This is a genomic window from Thermovirga sp. (assembly GCF_017656375.1).
GTDB lineage: Bacteria > Synergistota > Synergistia > Synergistales > Thermovirgaceae > Thermovirga.
In genome coordinates this window covers 1-20,333 of the sequence record NZ_JACDOB010000005.1, presented here as the reverse complement: position 1 = coordinate 20,333, position 20,333 = coordinate 1, and the positions used below count along the sequence as shown (strand labels likewise).

At 46.0% G+C, this 20,333-nt stretch carries 21 protein-coding genes and 1 riboswitch; of the genes, 16 read left to right on the top strand and 5 right to left on the bottom strand.

Annotated features, from left to right (window positions below):
- Positions 1–30: 30 nt before the first annotated feature.
- Complete coding sequence (locus H0Z23_RS03200) at positions 31–1,824, bottom strand: hypothetical protein (protein ID WP_296867520.1); 1,794 nt, start codon at positions 1,822–1,824, stop codon at positions 31–33.
- Positions 1,825–2,009: 185 nt separating this feature from the next.
- Between H0Z23_RS03200 and H0Z23_RS03195 the strand changes: the two genes are divergently transcribed.
- Entirely contained in the window at positions 2,010–2,825 is an 816-nt protein-coding gene (locus H0Z23_RS03195) for a P-loop NTPase (protein WP_296867519.1), read from the top strand.
- On the opposite strand, the gene H0Z23_RS03190 is transcribed toward H0Z23_RS03195, so the two are convergent.
- Positions 2,786–3,298, bottom strand: a complete 513-nt coding sequence (locus H0Z23_RS03190; RefSeq protein ID WP_296867518.1) for a type 1 glutamine amidotransferase domain-containing protein — start codon at positions 3,296–3,298, stop codon at positions 2,786–2,788. The genes H0Z23_RS03195 and H0Z23_RS03190 overlap by 40 nt on opposite strands.
- Before the next feature lie 162 nt (positions 3,299–3,460).
- On the opposite strand from H0Z23_RS03190, the gene H0Z23_RS03185 reads away from it, so the two are divergent.
- The 4 genes from H0Z23_RS03185 (at position 3,461) to pssA (ending at position 7,882) form a co-directional block, all read left to right on the top strand.
- A complete protein-coding gene (locus H0Z23_RS03185; RefSeq protein ID WP_296867517.1) occupies positions 3,461–3,979 on the top strand; it encodes a nitroreductase family protein in 519 nt (172 codons plus the stop codon).
- Positions 3,980–4,074: 95 nt separating this feature from the next.
- On the top strand, positions 4,075–6,522 hold the full coding sequence (gene gyrA, locus H0Z23_RS03180; RefSeq protein ID WP_296867516.1) for a DNA gyrase subunit A: 2,448 nt from the start codon (positions 4,075–4,077) through the stop codon (positions 6,520–6,522).
- A 6-nt stretch (positions 6,523–6,528) separates the two neighbouring features.
- Positions 6,529–7,176 (top strand): phosphatidylserine decarboxylase, encoded by a 648-nt coding sequence (locus H0Z23_RS03175; protein ID WP_296867515.1) that lies wholly within the window; start codon positions 6,529–6,531, stop codon positions 7,174–7,176.
- On the top strand, positions 7,145–7,882 hold the full coding sequence (gene pssA / locus H0Z23_RS03170; RefSeq protein ID WP_296867514.1) for a CDP-diacylglycerol--serine O-phosphatidyltransferase: 738 nt from the start codon (positions 7,145–7,147) through the stop codon (positions 7,880–7,882). The genes H0Z23_RS03175 and pssA overlap by 32 nt, the downstream gene beginning before the upstream one ends.
- Before the next feature lie 96 nt (positions 7,883–7,978).
- On the opposite strand, the gene thiT is transcribed toward pssA, so the two are convergent.
- Positions 7,979–8,479, bottom strand: coding sequence for an energy-coupled thiamine transporter ThiT (gene thiT, locus H0Z23_RS03165; RefSeq protein WP_296867513.1), 501 nt, complete (start codon positions 8,477–8,479; stop codon positions 7,979–7,981).
- Positions 8,480–8,580: 101 nt separating this feature from the next.
- A riboswitch (TPP riboswitch) is annotated at positions 8,581–8,688 on the bottom strand.
- A 121-nt stretch (positions 8,689–8,809) separates the two neighbouring features.
- Here thiT and H0Z23_RS03160 point away from each other — a divergent pair.
- The 11 genes from H0Z23_RS03160 to H0Z23_RS03110 all read left to right on the top strand — a co-directional run bounded on the left by H0Z23_RS03160 (position 8,810) and on the right by H0Z23_RS03110 (position 19,020).
- Complete coding sequence (locus tag H0Z23_RS03160; protein WP_296867566.1) at positions 8,810–9,907, top strand: threonine synthase; 1,098 nt, start codon at positions 8,810–8,812, stop codon at positions 9,905–9,907.
- A gap of 37 nt (positions 9,908–9,944) precedes the next feature.
- Positions 9,945–10,799 (top strand): fumarate hydratase, encoded by an 855-nt coding sequence (locus H0Z23_RS03155; protein WP_296867512.1) that lies wholly within the window; start codon positions 9,945–9,947, stop codon positions 10,797–10,799.
- Positions 10,800–10,811: 12 nt separating this feature from the next.
- Positions 10,812–11,369: a Fe-S-containing hydro-lyase gene (locus H0Z23_RS03150; RefSeq protein ID WP_296867511.1), complete on the top strand. Its 558-nt coding sequence runs from the start codon at positions 10,812–10,814 to the stop codon at positions 11,367–11,369.
- A 22-nt stretch (positions 11,370–11,391) separates the two neighbouring features.
- Entirely contained in the window at positions 11,392–12,540 is a 1,149-nt protein-coding gene (locus tag H0Z23_RS03145; protein WP_296867510.1) for a YidE/YbjL duplication, read from the top strand.
- Positions 12,541–12,699: 159 nt separating this feature from the next.
- Positions 12,700–14,382, top strand: coding sequence for a methylmalonyl-CoA mutase family protein (locus H0Z23_RS03140; protein WP_296867509.1), 1,683 nt, complete (start codon positions 12,700–12,702; stop codon positions 14,380–14,382).
- A 35-nt stretch (positions 14,383–14,417) separates the two neighbouring features.
- The gene (locus H0Z23_RS03135) at positions 14,418–14,825 is read left to right on the top strand and encodes a cobalamin B12-binding domain-containing protein (protein ID WP_296867508.1); all 408 of its coding nucleotides are present in this window, start codon (positions 14,418–14,420) and stop codon (positions 14,823–14,825) included.
- 142 nt (positions 14,826–14,967) lie between these two features.
- On the top strand, positions 14,968–15,372 hold the full coding sequence (mce, locus tag H0Z23_RS03130) for a methylmalonyl-CoA epimerase (RefSeq protein ID WP_296867507.1): 405 nt from the start codon (positions 14,968–14,970) through the stop codon (positions 15,370–15,372).
- 40 nt (positions 15,373–15,412) lie between these two features.
- Positions 15,413–16,972: an acyl-CoA carboxylase subunit beta gene (locus H0Z23_RS03125; protein ID WP_296867506.1), complete on the top strand. Its 1,560-nt coding sequence runs from the start codon at positions 15,413–15,415 to the stop codon at positions 16,970–16,972.
- Positions 16,973–16,986: 14 nt separating this feature from the next.
- Positions 16,987–17,400, top strand: coding sequence for an OadG family protein (locus tag H0Z23_RS03120; RefSeq protein ID WP_296867505.1), 414 nt, complete (start codon positions 16,987–16,989; stop codon positions 17,398–17,400).
- Positions 17,401–17,466: 66 nt separating this feature from the next.
- The gene (locus H0Z23_RS03115) at positions 17,467–17,871 is read left to right on the top strand and encodes a biotin/lipoyl-containing protein (RefSeq protein WP_296867504.1); all 405 of its coding nucleotides are present in this window, start codon (positions 17,467–17,469) and stop codon (positions 17,869–17,871) included.
- A gap of 24 nt (positions 17,872–17,895) precedes the next feature.
- Positions 17,896–19,020, top strand: coding sequence for a sodium ion-translocating decarboxylase subunit beta (locus tag H0Z23_RS03110; RefSeq protein WP_296867503.1), 1,125 nt, complete (start codon positions 17,896–17,898; stop codon positions 19,018–19,020).
- 69 nt (positions 19,021–19,089) lie between these two features.
- Here the strand turns inward: H0Z23_RS03110 and H0Z23_RS03105 are convergent, their stop codons facing one another.
- Positions 19,090–19,689 (bottom strand): class I SAM-dependent methyltransferase, encoded by a 600-nt coding sequence (locus tag H0Z23_RS03105; RefSeq protein ID WP_296867502.1) that lies wholly within the window; start codon positions 19,687–19,689, stop codon positions 19,090–19,092.
- Complete coding sequence (locus H0Z23_RS03100; protein ID WP_296867501.1) at positions 19,673–20,218, bottom strand: ECF transporter S component; 546 nt, start codon at positions 20,216–20,218, stop codon at positions 19,673–19,675. The genes H0Z23_RS03105 and H0Z23_RS03100 overlap by 17 nt, the downstream gene beginning before the upstream one ends.
- Positions 20,219–20,333: the final 115 nt, after the last annotated feature.

The following is a 20,333-nucleotide window of genomic DNA, read 5'->3' as shown; positions in this document are numbered from 1 at the left end:
TGGCAAGAGATTCTCTTGCCACTCATTTGCCTATTTATGGATAGGAACTTTTATTTTCTTGCCGTTAGACATACTGATTACAATTTCAAAGCGGTCGGGTTTTGAGCCAAAGATGCCGTCATCTGCAAGCCAAAGGTGCAAAGTGGTGTTGCCTGAGACAGTCATGTTTATGGAACCGTCAGCGTTTGATAAAATCCCCCCTGAAGGTGTTTTAGTTACAACTATGTTCCAGTTGCCATTTCCAGGTATAGTGTCCCATTTAAGCCCTCCCCCTCCTATTTTTTGGATGGTGATGCTATTGATGGTTCCATTGACGTTAGACAGTCTTAGTTTTACATGGGCGTCCACGTTAGCATCAGGAGGTTCAAGTAATGATGGCATCTCTCCCTTTCTCAGGTAGTTTTTAGGTCCTTTCCCGAGGTAACGGGCTTTTGTTCCTTTTGAAACTTGAGTTTTTTGGGGTAAAGATAGCTCTAATATAGCTGGTCTGGTAATTTTTTGTTCGTAGATTTTCCCGTTCTCTGCTACTGCGATTAACTTGTAGTTGGTGTTACCTTCGCTTAACGATCCGTTGTCAGAGATCCATAAATTAATTTTCAAGGTCCCATCGAAGGGAATGGATACAGCACCCCTTTCGTCGTTGAGCACTTCTCCTTGAGTGTTTGTTACACCTATCAGCCATTTGCCGTTACGTGGTAACGTATCCCATTCAGAGCTTCCGTCATCACCACGTATTATCATGCTTATAAGTCGGTTTTTACCCTTCAGTTCTGCTTTAATGAGCCAATCAGGCTGACCATCCCCACCCAGAGTTTCTCCCTTATTAGTTATATCTACTTCGGATGGAGCATATAGCCGGGCAGAGACTATTCCTTCTTGGGTTTGGCCTAGAGAGGGTTGCGAAGAAGCCTGGGTTATGCCTCGAAGGATTGTACCGTCGTTTAGTTTTACCATTACTTCATAAATAGTATTACCTTCTGCGACCGAACCGTTATCTGCAAACCACAGATCCAGGGTGGTATCCCCTTCAACTGTGAAGAGCACACTACCATCGGACCTATTTTTCATGACTCCATCTTTGATTACACATATGCCCCAAATACCGTTTCCAGGGACAGTATCCCACGCTGAAGATGCCCCATTCAAATTTCGGATGACAATTTCTTTTATAACTGATATGGTATTGAGCCTTACCTGAAGATGAGCATCGCGATATCCGTCAGGTTGAATTACTTCACTGCGGCGCGCCAGGTCCCGGTCACCTATACCGAGGTTTATAGCTTTCAGCGTAATGGTTTCTCCAGATGGAGAAGGAATTTGAGGGGGGACAAACAGTTCGGAGCGTCCATCAACCGTTGCTTTTGCTTTAGCAGAACTGCCATCCAGAAATGTAGCGGTTATCTCGTATTGTTGAGTTTTAGAGAAATTTTCCCCATCATCTGCTATGTATATGTGCAACGTTATAAATCCCAAAAAAGGCAGTAAAGAAATCCCTCCTCCTGGTTTCATTATGGCTTCTCCCTTTGAATCTTGGATAAGCATATTCCTGCTAGAGCTGTTCCATACTTGACCAGTGGTTAGAGCTTTTATCTCGACGTTTGAGAGAGCTCCTATTCCTTTTATGGTTGCTGTGAAGTGGGCTTCTGGAATCCCATCGGAAGATGCATCGCCATCAAGGGAGATCAGGTCCTGGCTCATATCCGAAAACCGAAAGGTTTCTATTTCCCCCATTGCGCCAAAAGCAGCATGCTCAGGAGCCAGGCATATTATCAGCAAAAAAACGATAGCGGTGGCAATTTTTGAGTTTATGACCCTTGTTTTCACGATTTACCCTCCTTTCTTGCTTTTATGATGCTGAGGCTGCAAAGCTTTAGTAATTAACATTATAACACTTTATCTAAGTGCATAGCGATGTTAAAGGACTTCTATTTTTACCCTCCATGTGTTATTATCCCTCAGGGCAGGTTGGCCACATTAAATTTCTTTTTATTTCGTGTGAGGTGCTTTTGTTGGCGAAGATTATAGTGTGCGGCAAAGGGGGCAGCGGTAAAAGTACCGTTACAGCTCTTTTAGCTCGTTATTTAGCCGTAAATGGGAGGTCCGTCTGTGCCATTGATGCAGATGAAGGCAGCTTTAGTTTACATAGGATGATAAATTTACCTTCTCCAGAGAGGACACTGGTTGAGGAACTTGGCGGGCGAGAGGCTATAGCTAAAGGCTTTTCTTCGGGGATGTCTTTAGAGAAAATAAAAGACCCAAGGTTTTCACGGGGCTTACACGTTAGAGATTTGCCTTGCACTTGTGTCAGTTGTAGGGATAACCTATATCTTGTATCTATAGGAAAAATCAGGGAGCCAAAAGAAGGTTGTTCATGTGTTATGACCGATTTGGCTAGACAATTTATATCCATGCTGTATATGGGTAATTGGACTTATCTGATAGATACAAGTTCACCTATGGAGCACGTTGCAAGGTCCCTTTATGAAGCATGTGATGAATTTTTGGTGGTTTTAGATCCAACAATGGAATCTTTGGAACTGGCTGTTAAGATGCGGGAGTTGTCTGTAAAATTAAACAAAAGAATTTACTTGATCTTGAACAAGGTGAGCGAAAGGACAAAAACCCACATGACAGACCGCTTAAAAGCAAACGATCTTGAACCTGCCGCTGTTATTCCCTACTTTCCAGCCCTGGAGGAAGCAAGCATGAAGGGGGAACCATTGCCCCTCCAGAAAACGGTGATCCATCCTTTAATGAACTTGGTAGATGTTCTGTTTGATAGATTTCAGCTTGAAAGCGCCTTTATGACTTCGACCATAAAATAGGGCAAATCTGAAGGCTTCCGGCTTGTTATTATTCTTTGACAGCTTATCACTGGCTCGTCTACCCATTGGGCTCCTGCATTTTGCAGGTCATCTTTGATGCTGGGATAACTGGTTACATTTTTCCCTTTGACTATTTTTGCTGATACCAACACGCTTCCAGCATGACATATTCCAGCTATGATGCCTCCGCTGTCGTAAACTTGGTTTACAAGTTCCAAAACTTCTTTGGACAGCCTGAGCCGATCGGGAGCCCATCCGCCTGGAATTATAATGCCACGAAGCATTTTCCCTTTTAATCTTTCTGGGTCGTATGTGGCTTCTATGGTGGTGCCGTATTTCCCCTTGTAGAGCATGGGAGCCACAGGAGCTACGATTAGAGGTTCGAATCCGGCTTCCTGCAGTCGATAGTATGGGTACCAGAACTCTATGTCGTGAAAATCGTTCTCTACCAAAATTGCTATTTTGTTTTGCATTTTGTTTCCTCCTCACGTTGAAATGATTTAATTATTTATCCTAATATTATAACGTGGTAGAGTCGATGGCAAATTCAATTTTTACAGCATTTCTGGCCATGGATTAGAAAAATATCAATATGGCTTATAATAAACGGAGTCAATTTTCTTGGAGGGGAAAAAATGGTAAATGAAACTATCAGAAACATACTTGCCAGAAGAAGCATAAGGCGTTTCCATGATAAGCCCGTGGAAGAGGATAAAGTTAAACTCATAATAGAGTGTGCCTTTGCTGCGCCAAGTGCAGGTAACAGTAGGCCCGCTCATTTTATTGTAGTGGATGACAAGAAATTGCTTTCTTCCCTTGCAAAAGCCCATCCTTTCGGCAAAATGTTGGAACGCTGCCCTTTGGCGATAGTAGTCTGTGGTGATCCAACCCAAAGCGAACAGGCTTCATATTATTGGGAGGAGGATTGTTCTGCCGCCATGGAAAATATCCTTTTGGCGGCTCAGGCGCTAGATTTAGGTAGTGTTTGGTTGGGGGTGCAGCACGCTCCGGCAGTAGAGCTGGCAGTAAGGGAATTTCTTAAGATACCACCTCACATAAAGGTTTTAGGGATAGCGGCTCTAGGTTATCCTGCGGAAAATAAAGACCCCCATGAGGGCATACTGGACGGTAAAGTTCACTTAAATCAATGGTAAATTATGAAACAAAATCCCTATTCTAGGGTACAATAAAACATTGTGCATTGAGAGTTACTATTTATGATTTGTGGTTGAAGAAGGAGAGATAACTAATGGAAAGAAATTCTGGTACTCTTCCTTTCGGGAAGGTAATCCCTTTGCCTTTAGAGGAGGAGATAAAGCACAGCTATCTTGACTATGCCATGAGCGTTATTGTAGGCAGAGCCCTTCCTGATGTGCGGGATGGCCTTAAGCCGGTTCAGAGGCGAGTCCTTTATTCAATGTTGGAATTAGGGCTTAGGCATAACCAGTCTTTCAAAAAGTCAGCTAGAGTGGTCGGTGAGACCATGGGTAAATATCATCCCCATGGAGACTCGGCGATCTACGATACCATGACCCGCATGGCCCAAGACTTTACTATGAGGTACGCATTGGTTGATGGGCAGGGTAATTTTGGTTCCATAGATGGAGATCCTCCCGCGGCCATGCGATATACGGAAGCTCGCCTATCCTTCGTGGGCGAGATGATGCTCTCTGACATAGATGAGGAGACGGTGGATTGGGGACCTAATTTCGATGACTCTCTACAGGAGCCATTGACGCTCCCTACTAGACTGCCCAATTTATTGATAAACGGAAGTACTGGTATAGCTGTAGGAATGGCTACCAACATTCCTCCCCATAACCTCGGAGAGGTTATCGATGCTTTGTGCTACCTCTTGGAGGAGCCTCAACCGGAACTGGACGAAATATTGAGGAGAATGCCCGGGCCTGATTTCCCCACAGGTGGCATTATTTTAGGCAGAGATGGGATAGTAGAGGCTTATCAGACGGGGCGAGGCAAGGTAACGGTCAGAGGCAAGACCCATGTGGAAGAAGGGAAAAGAGGGAAAAACTCTATAGTGATAACCGAGATTCCATATATGGTCAACAAGACCAGCCTGTTGGAGAATATTGCCAAAGGAGTACAGAATAAAACCATTAATGGCATAACTGACCTCAGGGATGAATCGGATAAGAGAGGCATACGGATTGTCCTGGAGCTCTCCAGAGATGCAGATCCTAACCTGACGCTAAGGCAGCTTTACAGGAGAACGCAGCTTCAGACAACTTTCGGGATTATCAATTTAGCGTTGGTGGACGGTGAACCCAAAGTTCTGTCTATAATCCAGATGCTTAGCCACTTCCTAGATTACAGGCGCAACGTGGTTCGAAGAAGAACCAGTTACAGGTTGCGTAAGGCCAAGGAAAGAGCTCACATAGTGGAAGGGCTTCTCAAAGCGATCGATATGATAGATGAGGTGATAGCCCTCATCAGGGGATCAAAGGATACTTCGGAAGCGAGAGAAGGCCTTATAGGCCAGTTTGGCTTCAGTGAGGCTCAGGCTCAGGCGATCCTTGATATGCGACTTCAGAGGTTGACAGGATTGGAGAAGCATCGTCTGGAAGAAGAATTGGCGGGACTTTTAGCCGATATATCAAGATATGAGAGCATTCTTTCCAATGTTGCAGTGTTGGATGGAGTGGTAAAAGAAGAACTCTTGGACGTCAAGGCCAAATTTGCTGATAAAAGAAGAACGGAAATAATGAACACCGAAGAAGACGTGGAATTTGAAGATCTTATTCCGGAAGAGGAAATAGTGGTGGCGCTCTCAAGGGATGGATACATAAAGAGGATGCCTCTCCAGTCTTATCGTTGCCAGGGGAGAGGAGGCAAAGGAGTAAAAGGTGCTACTCCTAAGAGCGGTGATGAAGCTGCTATCATCACTGTTTCCTCAACCCATAGAGATATATTTTTGTTCACGTCTAGGGGCAGAGTGTACGCTATAAAAGGATACGTTCTTCCTGAGCCTAAAGTGGGTAAAGGAAGGTTGATAAGCAATTATCTAAGCCTAGACGCAAACGAAAAGATTGTTGCCGTTGCGGATAGCAAGCTGAAGGGTGCCAAATTCGTCTTTTTCATAACGGAAAAAGGGACGGCTAAACGTTTGCCTGCAGAGGAACTTGTTAACCTTACAAGAGCTGGAAGAATAGTCCTTTCCCTCAGTGAAGGCGACAAGATAGCTAGAGTAAGGTTTACCTCTGGTAACGATGAGCTGCTTTTTGTGACAGCCAAAGGTAAGGCCTTGAGGGTCAAGGAAGAAGAGTTCAGGCCCATGGGCAGGCAAGCTAGGGGTGTAAGGGGTATTCGTCTTGCTCAGGGGGATTTCGTCGTCGGTTGTGACGTGATAAAGGAAGACAAACACACCTTCTTGGTCAGCACGAAGGGAGTAGGCAAGAAGACGGACTATAGCGAGTTTACCTGTCATCACAGAGGCAGTGGCGGTGTTAAGGCCATGTCTATATCTGATAAGACTGGAACTTTGGTAGGCTCTTGGAGCCTTTCCCCTGAAGATGAAGTTATATTAATGACTAACATGGGCAGGGTTATAAGGTTAGATGCAAAAGATATTTCTCTTCTCGGTCGGACGGCCACAGGTTACAGGGTTGTTAAACTGGAAGAGGGAGACGAAGTGGCCGATGTAAGCGTAATACACAGCAATGAGGATGAAGGGGAATAATCCAAAATGAGGATTGCTCCGGAAGGCAGAGTTGGTATTCTTATTGTTCTGGTGTTAAGTTGTGGCTCATTGTTTTTTAGCGTTTTATTATCAATATTACTTGGCGTGGGAGGGCTTTTCTTGCTTTGGTTTTACAGGGATCCAAAACGGGAATCGCCTGATATCCCAGGAGCGTGGGTTAGCCCGGCAGATGGTAAAGTCGTGGAGATTGAAAGGGCATATCACCCCTTCACCGGTGAGGCCTGTAAGGTAGGTATTTTCATGTCGCCGATTGATGTTCACGTCAATCGGTGCCCCTATGAAGGGGAAGTTGCTTTTCTAGAGTACGTGCCTGGGAAAAAATGGATGGCCTTTGAGCCAAAAGCCTCGGAGTTAAACGAGAGGTTTTACGTTGGCCTAAAAACTGGGCGTGGTAAGGCCTTGGTTGTGCAGATAGCCGGTTTTTTAGCCAGGCGCATAAGCTCAACAGTGAAGATGGGCGAAAAGCTGAGACGTGGCGAAAGGATAGGTATGATAAAATTAGGATCTAAAGTGGACCTGTATTTGCCTGAGGGCGTTAAACCAGTGGTGAGCATTGGAGATAAGGTTAAAGCAGGGATATCTATAATAGGAGAGGATAGCTTTGAGAAAGAGGCGCGAAAAGATACCGTTTAAAAAGTTGATTCCGAACATGATAACTAGCGGAAACATTCTTTGTGGGATGCTATCCCTAGTTTTGACCCTGCACGGTCATTATGTTCCCTCAGTGATTCTTATATACATGGCAGTGATATTTGACTTCATGGACGGAAAAGTTGCTAGGCGCATAGGTGGCAGCACTGCATTTGGCGTTGAGCTTGATAGCTTGGCTGATGTGGTGAGCTTCGGAGTTGCCCCTGCTATGTTGATATATGCTCGTTATTTGCAGGGCTTTGGTGGAGCGATGGGGGCATTGGCAGTTGCCTTTTTTGCCCTTTGTGGAGCGCTAAGGCTCGCAAGGTTCAATGTGGAGCATACTCCCGGATCGTTCTTCAAGGGCCTGCCCATACCTGCAGGAGGGCATTTTCTGGCTTCCTTTGTATTCGCAGGCCTTGATGTTCATCCAGCTGTTATGTTGTTCATGACTGTTGGGACTGGGCTTCTAATGATATCTTCCATACCTTTTGGTAACTTGAAAGGGCTCAAGAAAGGTTTAGTGAATAAGCAAAAAGTTGCTTTCCTCTGGATATTGGCGTTGTCGTTAATTGTCGTCTTGAAAGAAAAAGCTCCTCTTGCTGGTATCGGCATCTACATGTTAAGCGGTTTCGTGGGTATAGATTGGAGCAAATGGTTGAGTTGCAATGAGGGCAAGACTGTACCTAGAGAGAACAACTTGGATTGAAATAAAAACAAACAGATAATGAAATAAGATTAAGATGATAGGTCAGAAGGGGCAGCTTGCGGTTGACAGCTGCCCCTTCCCCTTTGGGTTTTCACATTACAGATTTTTTAGCCTTGGCCAAATTAGATAGGTAAGGATAACAGCCAGAATGAGATTAGGGATCATGTAGCTTCCGTTGTATATAGCTGAGTAGGCCCAAACATTAGTACCTTCGGGAGCGTAGCTTCCGAAGAAAATCACTCCTGAGAGCAGATGGCACAGAAAACGTAAAGCTGACCCTAAAGCTAGGCCGCCCCATAGGGGCTTTTTAATTAAAGCAGCAGCTCCTAGAACTCCGAAGGCCAAAGGATAATCTAGAATAGCCTGGGCGGGGTGCACCACATAGCCACTTAGGACAAGCTGTAGAATGCCCGCTATTGCTCCAGCCCCGCATCCGGCCTTAATCCCCCTACGCAGTGCAAAAAGAAGTATGGGGATGTTTTCCAATGTTACAGAACCACCTTGAGGCATATGCCATAATCTCACATATGAAAGAGCCAAAGCAAAAGAAGCTGCAAGAGCCCCTTCTATTAGTATTTTGATTCTTTCATCTTTCATAAGAGTTTCCCTCCTTTCGCCAATGCAATGTATGCTTTGATGCTTACAAAGGGGGAACCATCCAAATCATGCTGGGAAGTCTTGGAAAGGTTAGCTTTGTGAAAAGGCGCCTTGCAATTTCCTACGCCGGCATGACCCGGATCAGGTTCAAGGGGTCGAGAATATATCTCCTCTCAGCCCGCACTAAGCAGACTCCCCCATTGCATAGCTTTTTATAATCCTAAAAATAAATAGTGTCAAATGGTGAAATTTTTAAGTAAGGCACTTAGGAATTTGCTGTGGTATATTTAATTCCGAAATGCTCATTTAGAAGAGAATTATCCTGTGAAGATGGTGATTTTAAAGATGAAATTCAGAGTTTACTGTCCTGAGTGCGGAAAAAATTATGAACCACAGTTAAGACCTCCACGGTGTGTTTGTGGAAAACCTCTTTCTTCGACGACTGATTGGCAAGCCTTGGATATTGACCCTTCCAAAAGAGGTATGTTCCGCTATTTTCAAGCGCTGCCTCTTGTAGATGAAGACTTGTCCATGGGGGAAGGTTGGACACCTTTGATACCGGCGTTGGGTAGGGACAACCTTTTTTTTAAATTGGAGTTTTTATGTCCTACTGGCTCTTTCAAAGACAGGGGGGCAGTGATGGTCGTTGCAGACGCTGTCAATGCCTGCTGTGACAGTGTGGTCATAGATTCGTCAGGAAATGCCGGAGCGTCTGTTGCGGCGTATTCTGCAAGGGCAAGGATCAAAGCATACGTAGTGGTACCAAAAGGTACTTCTGAAGGGAAAAAGAAGCAGATTGCGGCTTTTGGAGCAGAAGTTATAGAAGTGCCTGGAGGAAGGTCTGAAGCGGCAAAGAAGGCAATGGGAATGGCCGAAAAATTTTTTTATGCTAGTCATGTGTGGAACCCCCTTTTTATAGAAGGGACCAAGACGGTAGCTTTTGAAATTTGGGAACAGCTTGGAGAGATGGCACCAGATGCTGTGCTGTCTCCAGCTGGTAACGGTACAATGCTTTTGGGGCTTTACAAAGGCTTTAAGGAGCTTATGCAGAGGGGCCTGGCGAGGAGGATGCCTAAAATATTTGCAGTCCAGTCGGAGCGCTGCAATCCACTTTATAGTGCTTTTTACAAACAGGGAAAGAGGATTGGCAAGACTCTGGCGGAAGGGATAGCCGTGGCGGAGCCTCCTAGATTGAATGAGATGTTGAGCGCTGTACGTTCCACTGGAGGAGGGGTATTAACGGTCTCCGAAGAGGAAATAGCGTCTGAACAAAGCAGGCTTGCTAAGGAGGAGGGGCTGTTAGTAGAGCCTACAGCAGCTGTGGCCCCCGCCGCTGAGGCGCTTTTGAGAGAAATGGGACTTCTTGACTCCAAAGACCTGGTAGTGGTTCCTCTTACAGGCTCAGGCATGAAAAAACCACCAGAGTAAACGGAGTTCAAACGGGTTTTGAAAGGGAGGTGTGCCAATGAGAGTGAGAGAAATACATGTGGGAATGATAGAAGATGCAGTTAAGGCCCTTTTTTTGAAGGCTAATACTTCGATTGGGCAAGATATATATAATGCTCTCTTGGACATGAGGGATAAATACGAAAAGTCTCCTCTCGGCAAGGATGTATTGGATCAAATCCTAAAAAATCACGATATAGCCAGAGATAAGGGCATAGCCATGTGCCAGGATACGGGAATGGCCGTGGTTTTCTTGGATATTGGCCAAGATGTTCATCTAGTGGGAGGCCTCGTTGAGGATGCCGTAAACAGGGGGGTAAAGGCTGCGTATGATGAAGGGTATTTTAGAAAATCAGTTGTTGATGATCCCCTCTTTGAGAGGAAGAACACTCAAACAAACACTCCAGCGGTGATACACACAAAAATAGTTAAAGGAGACAGGGTAAGGATTCTTGCCATGCCAAAGGGGTTTGGTAGCGAGAACATGAGTGCCCTTAAGATGTTAACTCCTGCCGCAGGAGTTGAAGGAGTCAAGGATTTCGTCGTAAAAACCGTGATGGATGCAGGACCAAACCCTTGCCCTCCCACGGTCATTGGGGTGGGAATTGGTGGAACTATGGAACAGGCAGCTTTGATCGCCAAGAGGGCTACAGCAAGGCCTGTTGGTTCCTCCAATGAAGATCCCCGCTACGCCCAACTAGAAAGGGAAATCCTGGAAAGAATAAACAGCCTTGGCATTGGGCCTGGGGGATTAGGGGGGACGACCTCTTGTTTGGCGCTACATATAGAATATGTTCCAGGGCATTTAGCTGGAATTCCTGTGGCCGTCAATGTTTGCTGTCATGCCTGCAGGCATGCAGAAGTAACCATTTAGGAGGAAATGCAGATGATAGAAGCTATGGAGATAAAAGTGCCTATGGACGATGACCTGGTAATGCGCCTAAAGGCTGGTGATCGAGTATTCATAAATGGGGATGTCTATACAGCAAGAGATGCTGCCCATAAAAGGATAATTCAGGCTGCGGAGAGCAAAGAGCCCCTTCCTTTCGATCTAAAGGGGCAGGTCATTTACTATGTAGGCCCTGCTCCCGCTCCTCCCGGCTGGGTTGTGGGCGCAGCAGGCCCTACAACTAGCGGCAGGATGGATCCATATACTCCTACTTTGTTGAAATTGGGGCTCAAGGGAATGATAGGTAAAGGGAAAAGGTCTCAAGAGGTAAAAAAAGCCATGAAAAAGTATAAGGCTGTTTATTTCGGGGCAGTTGGAGGAGCAGCTGCGCTGTTGGCGAAAAGCATTGTTCGAGTTGAAAAGGTGGCTTATGAAGATTTGGGGCCAGAGGCAATCATGAAGTTTACTGTAAGGAATTTCCCTGCCATTGTGGTGATTGATGCCTATGGCAATGACCTTTATGAGACAGAACCGCCCAAATATCGTAAAGCATAAAAATTTTAGGAGAGCATAAACAATGTTTGTAAAACTTTTGTCCAATGAGATATTTATTTTAGTTTTGGCTGTAGCAAGCGGACTGATTTTGGGGAAAATTTCCATTGGTAGAGTTTCTTTGGGTACTTCGGGGTGCCTTTTTACGGGTTTGATATTAGGTGCTTTGGGATTACAGGTTGGCAAAGTTTTCTTTTATTGGAATTTGATAGTTTTTGTTACAAGTGTGGGACTTTTGGCCGCAAGGGATGTGGTCCTATTTATAAAAAAATTTGGCTGGAAGTTCGCTGCGCTCTCTACGGCTGTTACGGCTGTTGGTGCTACAAGTACCTGGCTTTTTGTCCATTTAGGAGGTAAAGCAATTGACCCTTACGTTGTGGCTGGCACTTACGTAGGTGCTTTGACTAGTTCTCCAGGCCTTGGCGCTGCTTTAGAGTCTTCAGCAGGGAACCCAGGAGTAGTGGCAGGTTACACCATAGCGTACCCCTTCGGTGTATTGGCCGTTGTGCTATTTGTTCAGTTGGCTCCAGTACTTTTGAAGATAGATGTGGAAGAAGAGAAAGTTGCTTTAAAAGAAATGACTAAAATCTTATGGCGAAAAGAAGGCGAAGGTGCCTCTAATCCATCTAGGGCTTTTAGTATTATTTCTTTTTCAACATGCATTTTGCTTGGGATGCTTATGGGGAAATTGTCATTTCCAATACCAGGGGTAGGGAATATAAGTTTGGGTACTACTGGAGGCGCTCTGCTATCAGCACTGTTGCTTGGATCGTTTAATAAAATAGGCCCGTTGGATATGCGTATGGACAGGAAGATCTTGGGAGCTTTTAGGGATTTTTCCCTTTCGTTTTTCCTTGCTTCGGCCGGTTTGATGGCTGGCCCAGCAATGTTGGAAGTATTCTTTGAAAGTGGTTTGGTCCTGGCAGCGATTGGCACAATTACTGCTTGTTTTTCAATTTTGGTAGGCTATCTTTTGGGTCGAAAACTATGGAAGATGAATTGGATTATTTTGTCGGGGGCCATATGTGGCGCCATGACTAGCACTCCAGGCTTGGGAGCGGCTATTGATGCTACGGGGAGTGAAGATCCCGCTGCAGGATATGGAGCTACTTATCCATTGGCACTGTTTTTTATGGTTATGTTTACCACTCTTATTGTGAAATTTTTAAGGTGAAGCATGAAGATATGTGCAATTTGTAGTCTTTTGTCTTGCAATTCTAAGAAAATGCTTGCATTATTTTGTCTTCTGATAAATAATGTTGCAAGATTGAATATCCCTTCACTTTATGTATGAAGGAGACAGAACGCTTAAGAAGGAAAGGGGCGTCCTGAAGTGTTTAATAAGGAAGAACTTGAGAAGATCAAAGAAGGAACCAAGAAGTACGAAGAGAAGGTTCAAAAGGCTCTTCAGAAGTTTGCGGAGAGGAAACCAGAGTTTAAGACAGGAGGAGGCCTTCCTCTGGAGAGGTTGTACACTCCAGAGCACCTTGAGGGTCACAGTTATGTGGAAGATCTTGGATTCCCTGGACAGTATCCTTTCACCAGGGGCGTTCAGCCTACCATGTATCGGGGCAGATTTTGGACGATGCGTCAGTATGCTGGTTTCGCCACGGCCGCAGAATCTAACGCTCGTTACAGATATCTCCTTGAGCAAGGGCAAACGGGTCTTTCAGTAGCCTTTGACTTGCCTACGCAGATAGGTTATGACTCAGATCACCCGATGGCACAGGGTGAAGTAGGTAAGGTAGGAGTTGCCATTGACAGTTTGGCCGACATGGAAGTGCTTTTTGACGGCATTCCTTTGGACAAGGTTTCCACGTCCATGACCATCAATGCTCCAGCGTCGGTGCTTTTGTCCATGTACATAGCTGTCGGAGAGAAGCAGGGAGTGTCGATGGATAAGCTCTCTGGAACCATTCAGAACGACATATTAAAAGAATACATTGCAAGAGGTACCTACATTTTTCCTCCAAAACCATCCATGAGATTGATCACTGACATATTTGAATTCTGCAGTACTCACGTTCCCAAATGGAACACTATCTCCATATCGGGTTACCACATAAGAGAGGCAGGCGCAACTGCTGTGCAGGAGGTTGCCTTTACATTGGCTGATGGGTTGGCATATGTTGAGGCTGCGGTGTCCAAAGGTCTTGATCCCAATGTCTTTGGCAGGAGGCTTTCGTTCTTCTTCAATGCTCACAACGATTTCATTGAAGAGATAGCCAAATTCAGGGCGGCCAGGAGGCTTTGGGCTAAACTCATGAAGGAGAGGTTTGGGGTAACCGATCCGAAGGCGCTGATGCTCCGCTTCCATACTCAGACTGCTGGAAGCACATTGACAGCCCAACAGCCGGAAAACAACATTGTCCGTGTGGCTATTCAGGCTTTGGCTGCAGTACTGGGAGGAACCCAATCCTTGCACACCAATAGCTTTGACGAAGCTTTGGCGTTGCCAACGGAAAAGAGTGTCGGTATAGCCTTGAGGACTCAGCAGATCATAGCTTATGAGTCCGGTGTGGCCAACACTGTAGATCCATTGGCAGGCAGTTACGCTATTGAAAGCTTGACAAACGAGATAGAAAAGCAGGCTTTGGAATACATAAACAAGATTGACGAGATGGGCGGCATGCTGAGAGCGATAGAGAATGGTTATGTGCAGCAACAGATCCAGGATGCAGCTTATAACTATCAGAAAGCCGTAGAGAGCGGAGAGGCCGTAGTAGTCGGAGTCAACCGCTTCACTGTGGACGAGCAGGGAGAAAAGAGAGAACTCTTGAAGGTCGATCCTAAGGTAGGAGAAAACCAGGTGAAGGCCCTGCAGGAAATGAAGAGCAGAAGAGACGGCGAAGCAGTACGGCGTGCTCTTGAGGTAGTAAGAGAGGCTGCCCGTGATGAGAGCCGGAACCTCATGCCTGCAATAATAGAGGCAGTAAAGGTTTACGCTACCGAAGGTGAAATCTGTGGCGTGCTCCGTGAGGAGTTTGGCGAGTATCAAGAGAATATAGTTCTGTAAGAATTATAAGAAGTGATTCGGGAGGTGCGACGGTGATGTCGGAACGTAAAATCAGGGTGGTAGTCGCAAAGCCTGGTCTTGATGGTCACGATAGAGGGGCCAAGGTTGTGGCCAGGGCGCTTCGAGATGCGGGCATGGAAGTAATATACACAGGACTCAGGCAGACTCCGGAGAGCATAGTGGAAACGGCCATACAGGAAGATGCCGATGCTATAGGAGTAAGTATTTTAAGTGGTGCCCACGAGCACTACTTCAGGGAAATAATAAAGCTTCTCAAGGAAAAAAATGCTGAGGATATTATTGTTTTTGGCGGTGGAGTTATCCCAGAAGACGATGTTCCTGGGCTGCTCGAAATGGGTGTAGGGGCAGTTTTTGGTCCCGGAACACCAACCCAAACTTGCATAGAATGGCTTGAGAAAGCAGTTGCTGAAAAAAGGAAATAAAATGCGCAAAAACACTTAACTGCTAGCATGGGTTGAGTTTGTCAAGTGATGCCATAGAACATTTTTTTATTTCGGTCAGAATTCTAGTTGCAGATTTTTAATTTGGCTTATGGGCATAATTTGCGAGCGGGGGGTAAACTTTATGAAACCTATTGTAGTAGATCACATCGGTATAGCAGTAAAAAGTATTGAGGATGCCTTGAAATTTTGGGAAGCTACCTTGGGTATTAAGTGTGAGGGGATAGAAGAAGTAAAGGAGCAGAAAGTAAAAACAGCTTTCTTGCCTATAAAGGACACGGAGGTTGAGCTTCTGGAGGCCACTGGCGAGGATAGCCCGGTAGCTAAATTTATAGAGAAAAAAGGTGAGGGCATCCATCATATAGCCATAAGAGTGGAAAATTTGGAAGAAGCGCTGGAGGAATTAAAACAAAAAGGTGTGCGCCTCATAGACGAAAAGCCCAGGTATGGGGCTGGTGGGGCTCGAATAGCCTTTGTTCACCCTAAGTCAACAGGCGGCGTTCTCCTTGAACTCAGCGAAAGGAACTGAGGGCAGGGAAGTATTGGCATAAAGTTAAGGGGGAAGCAAAATGAGTGAGCGTAACATCGGAGAGTTGTGTGAAGAACTTCTTAAGCGCAGAGAAAAAGCCCAAAGCGGTGGCGGTAGCAAGGCCATCGAAAAGCAGCACGCGAAGGGCAAACTCACGGCTCGTGAGAGGATCGACAAGCTTCTTGATCCAGGAAGCTTTGTTGAGATTGACGAGTTCGTGGAGCACAGGTGTGTTAATTTCGGGATGGACAAGAAGGTTTATCCTGGTGACGGAGTAGTCACCGGATATGGCACTATTGATGGCCGTCTAGTTTACGTGTTCAGCCAGGATTTTACTGTCATGGGTGGTTCTCTAGGTGAGATGCACGCCAAAAAGATATGTAAAGTTATGGATCTTGCCGTAACAAACGGTGCCCCTGTTATAGGCCTGAACGATTCTGGTGGAGCTCGTATACAAGAAGCAGTAGACAGCCTTTCTGGATATGGCAACATTTTCTATCGTAATACCCTTGCCAGTGGTGTTGTTCCACAGCTTTCAGCCATAGTTGGTCCCACAGCAGGTGGTGCAGTGTATAGCCCCGCTTTAACTGATTTCATCTTCATGGTCGACAAGATAGGTATAATGCATATAACTGGTCCAGCCGTCATAAAGGCTGTTACTGGGGAAGATGTGACAAGTGAGCAGATCGGCGGAGCTAGAACTCATAACCAGATTTCGGGTAATGCTCATTTCTTCGCTGCGAACGAGGAAGAATGTTTTGCCCAGATACGCAAACTCCTCTCGTATCTCCCCAGCAATAACATGGAAGAGCCACCCTTTGTGGAGACCGACGATCCTGTAGATAGAACAGAGATGGCCTTGCGCGAGATGGTTCCCACTAACCCGAACAAAGGGTATAAGGTGCAGGATGTTATTCAGAAAGTAGTTGACAATGGAGAATTTTTCGAGGTTCAGCCCATGTGGGCAAGAAATATAGTTACAGGTTTTGCTCGCGTAGGAGGCCTTGTGATAGGTATTATTGCAAACCAAGCGTCAGTTATGGCTGGATGTTTGGATATAGATGCTTCCGACAAAGCTAGCAGGTTTATTCGCTACTGTGATGCCTTTAATATTCCTATCGTGACTTTTGTTGATGTTCCTGGATACCTTCCAGGCAAAGCCCAGGAGCTTGGAGGAATTATACGACACGGCGCGAAATTGCTTTATGCTTATAGCGAAGCCACAGTGCCCTTGATCACCGTTGTGCTCAGGAAGGCATACGGTGGATCTTATCTAGGCATGTGCAGCAAAGACCTGGGAGCAGATGTGGTCTTGGCTTGGCCGCAGGCAGAAATAGCCGTAATGGGTGCCGAGGGTGCTGCTAATATCATCTTCCGCAAGGAGATTGAGGCAGCTGAAGATCCCCAGGCCGAAAGGGCCAAGAAAATAGAGGAATATAGGGAAGCTTTCGCTACGCCATACCAGGCCGCTAAGAGAGGTTTCGTAGATCGCGTAATCTTGCCCGAAGAGACCAGGTTGGAAATTTACAACGCCCTAGTTCAGACAGAAGGCAAACGTGTCCTGAGGCCCCGTAGAAAACATGGCGTAATGCCTCATTAAGGAGGGACCTGGTGATGGAGATGACAACTTTTGCTGAAAGGTTTGCTCAAGGGACAAGTGGCGCTCTAGCTTTGTCCATGATAGCTTTTTCGGTAGTCTTTCTGGTGCTTATCGGATTGACCTTGATCATATATGCGGTGAGATTTATTGCTGCTTTAGGAACCAAGGAACATACCGATAACAGAGGAGGCGCAAGCAGCAAGGCGGTCCCTAAAGCTCCTTCAGCTCCTGTGGCACAAAAGGCAGTCAAGATGGCTGGAGGCGATGAAGAAGTCGTAGCTGTTATAGCTGCTGCATTAGCGGCTTCGTGTGGTGGTGTTGTTACCTCCATACGAAGGACAGCCCCAGTTGGAACTGCCAGATTAAGGCCGACGGCGAAGGCGTGGAAGCTAGCTGGACGTATGGATCTTTCTGAGGGGCTTGAATAATTTAAATTAGGGAAAGAATATATTGTAATGTAAGAAATTTCTAAAAGTCGATAAGGAGGAGAAACAATGGCACGTAAATACAGGATCACGGTTAATGGCACAAGTTACGAAGTGGAAGTGGAGGAGCTCGGAGCATCAACAGCTTCTGCTGCCAGTAAACCAGCAGCAGCTCCTGCACCGGCGCCTGCAGCTGCACCAGCTCCTGCTGCTGCGCCAGCTCCAGCGCCTACTCCCGCAGCTGCACCAGCTCCGGCGGGTGGTGAAGTAGTAGAAGCTCCTATGCCTGGTAAGGTTCTGAAGGTTTCGGTGAGCGTAGGAGCACAAGTGAATGCTGGCGATGTTCTCCTTATTTTGGAAGCCATGAAAATGGAAAACGAAATTCAGGCTCCAGTATCTGGCACGGTTAAAGAGGTGCGAGTAAAAGACGGCGATTCTGTCAATACCGGTGACGTGCTCGTCGTGCTGGGCTAGTCTGGCTTGAAAGGGTGAGAGGCCATGGGACTGTATTTTAAGGCCTTGTCGACTATCCTGACTGAGTCAGGATTTGCAGGGTTGAGTTTAGGTAATATAGTAATGCTTATAGTGGCTTTTGTGTTACTTTACCTTGCTATAGCAAAGGGGTTTGAACCGCTTCTTCTGGTTCCTATAGCTACAGGTTGTATACTTGTTAATTTGCCACTATCGGGGATAATGGATGAAGGTGGATTTTTAAGGTATGTTTTCTTTGGGACTGAGCATGAGATATATCCGGTCATCATATTTATGGGTATTGGTGCGTTGACCGATTTTTCACCTCTTTTGGCAAACCCCATAACGTTTTTACTTGGAGCTGCGGCTCAGCTGGGCGTGTTTATTGCCCTTTTCGGGGCCATGATGCTCGGTTTTACCGTGCAGGAGGCAGCATCTATAGCCATAATAGGTGGTGCTGATGGTCCAACGTCGATATATCTCACGATGAAGTTGGCTCCTCAAATTCTTGGGGCTGTGGCAGTTGCGGCCTATAGTTATATGTCGCTGGTGCCTCTTATTCAACCTCCTGTAATTAAACTTCTTACTACCAAGAAAGATAGGGCTATACGGATGGACAGCTTGCGTCCTGTGAGCAAGAGGGAGAGAGTGTTGTTCCCGATTATCTGTACCATAGCGGCAGGACTCATTCTCCCTGCCTCGGTACCGCTGATAGGGGTTTTGATGTTCGGTAACCTGCTCAGGGAATGCGGGGTTACGGAAAGGCTCAGCCACGCAGCCCAGAATGAGATACTTAACGCTACCACGATCTTCTTGGGACTCACAGTAGGCGCTACGATGCAGGCTGATAGCTTCCTTACGATAGGTACGATAAAGATTATCTTCCTTGGGCTTATAGCTTTCATGTTCTCGACTGCTGGTGGTGTTATGTTTGGCCAGCTTATGAAGGTTCTTTCTGGCGGCAAGATCAACCCAATGATAGGGGCTGCCGGGGTTTCTGCTGTTCCTATGGCGGCGCGAGTTGTGCAGCGTGTAAGCTCCCAGGAAAATCCTTCCAACTTCCTTTTGATGCATGCTATGGGACCTAACGTTGCAGGGGTTATAGGAACGGCAGTTGCGGCAGGAGCGATGCTAACACTTTTGAGCAATTAGTAAGGGTTTGTTTGTGCACATCTAAATTAAAGCAGGTGGCGGAACCTCTGCCACCTGCTTTGTTTTTTGTCACGGCTTTTGGAGGAGTACCAGATACATATTTTCGTCATCTTGTGTTTCAAGTGCCAAAAACCCCTCTTCATAAGCCTCTTTTGCAACATTCTTTGCACTCTCTAATAGGTGGTATTTTATAGGGGCAGGGAGACTGCTGTGGATGCTATTTATTTTTTCTCTTCCTTGAGAGTGCAGCACGAGTACTATCCCTCCGGGAACGAGAACCCTTAGCCACTCTTTTAAGCATGCCTTTTTGTCTTCTAGGTGGGGGAAGCAGGAAAAGACAGTAATTAGCTCAATTGTTTCATCCTGTAGAGGTATGTTTTCGCTGAAGGCATTGATTAGCCTTATCCTGGGGTCGTTAAACTTCTCGGAAGCCCTTTCCAGCATTTTGGTCGAAGGGTCGAGGCCCCAGAGCGTGCCATCTTCTTTTAAAAGCTCCAAAAGCAGGGGGAACAAGCTTCCCGTACCGCAGCCAATGTCCAGGATCGATGTGAATTTATGTTTAGGCTTGAGGACTTCTCTTAAGATCTTCCCTATTAAATTGTAGTTTACTTTTATCTTCGTATCCCAGGTTGGAGCTATGCCGTCAAAATAGCTAACTACGCTGTTCAAGTTTCTTATGCTCCCTTCTTTCAATGTGCATATTTGCCCGTTCCATGGCGATGGCCAAAGGCGGCAGAAGCAAGAACTGCAGCATTAGCCCAGGCAGGCCAGCCACAAGGGAAGTGGTGAAAGGGAAAAGCAAAGGGAACCTAGGCAGTCCAAATAGAGGGAGCAGCCCCCATCCTACGATCCCAGCAACAGTGCGACCTGCGATCATGGCTATTGCCAGAGAAACATATATGTTAATGCCCTTTGTTCGCATCTTGCCGGAGACATATCCGTACGTTCCAAGCTCAAAAACCATGAGCTGAGCCATAGGGGGTACAATGGGAGGCATTCCCGTAAGCAGGGAAGATAACAAAGGAGCCAATATACCCACCAGCAGGCCCTCCCTGGAGCCCAAAAGCAGTCCAGCCAGGAAAACCGGAATGTGCATGGGCAGGAAAACTTTTCCTACTCCAAACATGTGGAAGAAAATGGGCAACAAAATCCCTAAAGCCACAAAAAGAGAGCAACCTACCATTTTATAGGCTTTCATTATTATTTACCTCTTTCACACTTTTTTGTTTATTAGTAACACTTAGTGGCGAAGTAGTCAAGGAGGGAGACTAAATTTGCTATCGTAAATAAGCTCTAAAGGTTAATATATATAT

Coding starts and splice junctions, on each gene's coding strand:
- H0Z23_RS03190 (WP_296867518.1), bottom strand. CDS start 3,298: ATGCAAAACAAAATAGCAATTTTGGTAGAGAACGATTTTCACGACATA.
- H0Z23_RS03185 (WP_296867517.1), top strand. CDS start 3,461: ATGGTAAATGAAACTATCAGAAACATACTTGCCAGAAGAAGCATAAGG.
- gyrA (WP_296867516.1), top strand. CDS start 4,075: ATGGAAAGAAATTCTGGTACTCTTCCTTTCGGGAAGGTAATCCCTTTG.
- H0Z23_RS03175 (WP_296867515.1), top strand. CDS start 6,529: ATGAGGATTGCTCCGGAAGGCAGAGTTGGTATTCTTATTGTTCTGGTG.
- thiT (WP_296867513.1), bottom strand. CDS start 8,479: ATGAAAGATGAAAGAATCAAAATACTAATAGAAGGGGCTCTTGCAGCT.
- H0Z23_RS03160 (WP_296867566.1), top strand. CDS start 8,810: ATGGTGATTTTAAAGATGAAATTCAGAGTTTACTGTCCTGAGTGCGGA.
- H0Z23_RS03155 (WP_296867512.1), top strand. CDS start 9,945: ATGAGAGTGAGAGAAATACATGTGGGAATGATAGAAGATGCAGTTAAG.
- H0Z23_RS03150 (WP_296867511.1), top strand. CDS start 10,812: ATGATAGAAGCTATGGAGATAAAAGTGCCTATGGACGATGACCTGGTA.
- H0Z23_RS03145 (WP_296867510.1), top strand. CDS start 11,392: ATGTTTGTAAAACTTTTGTCCAATGAGATATTTATTTTAGTTTTGGCT.
- H0Z23_RS03135 (WP_296867508.1), top strand. CDS start 14,418: ATGTCGGAACGTAAAATCAGGGTGGTAGTCGCAAAGCCTGGTCTTGAT.
- mce (WP_296867507.1), top strand. CDS start 14,968: ATGAAACCTATTGTAGTAGATCACATCGGTATAGCAGTAAAAAGTATT.
- H0Z23_RS03125 (WP_296867506.1), top strand. CDS start 15,413: ATGAGTGAGCGTAACATCGGAGAGTTGTGTGAAGAACTTCTTAAGCGC.
- H0Z23_RS03120 (WP_296867505.1), top strand. CDS start 16,987: ATGGAGATGACAACTTTTGCTGAAAGGTTTGCTCAAGGGACAAGTGGC.
- H0Z23_RS03115 (WP_296867504.1), top strand. CDS start 17,467: ATGGCACGTAAATACAGGATCACGGTTAATGGCACAAGTTACGAAGTG.
- H0Z23_RS03110 (WP_296867503.1), top strand. CDS start 17,896: ATGGGACTGTATTTTAAGGCCTTGTCGACTATCCTGACTGAGTCAGGA.
- H0Z23_RS03100 (WP_296867501.1), bottom strand. CDS start 20,218: ATGAAAGCCTATAAAATGGTAGGTTGCTCTCTTTTTGTGGCTTTAGGG.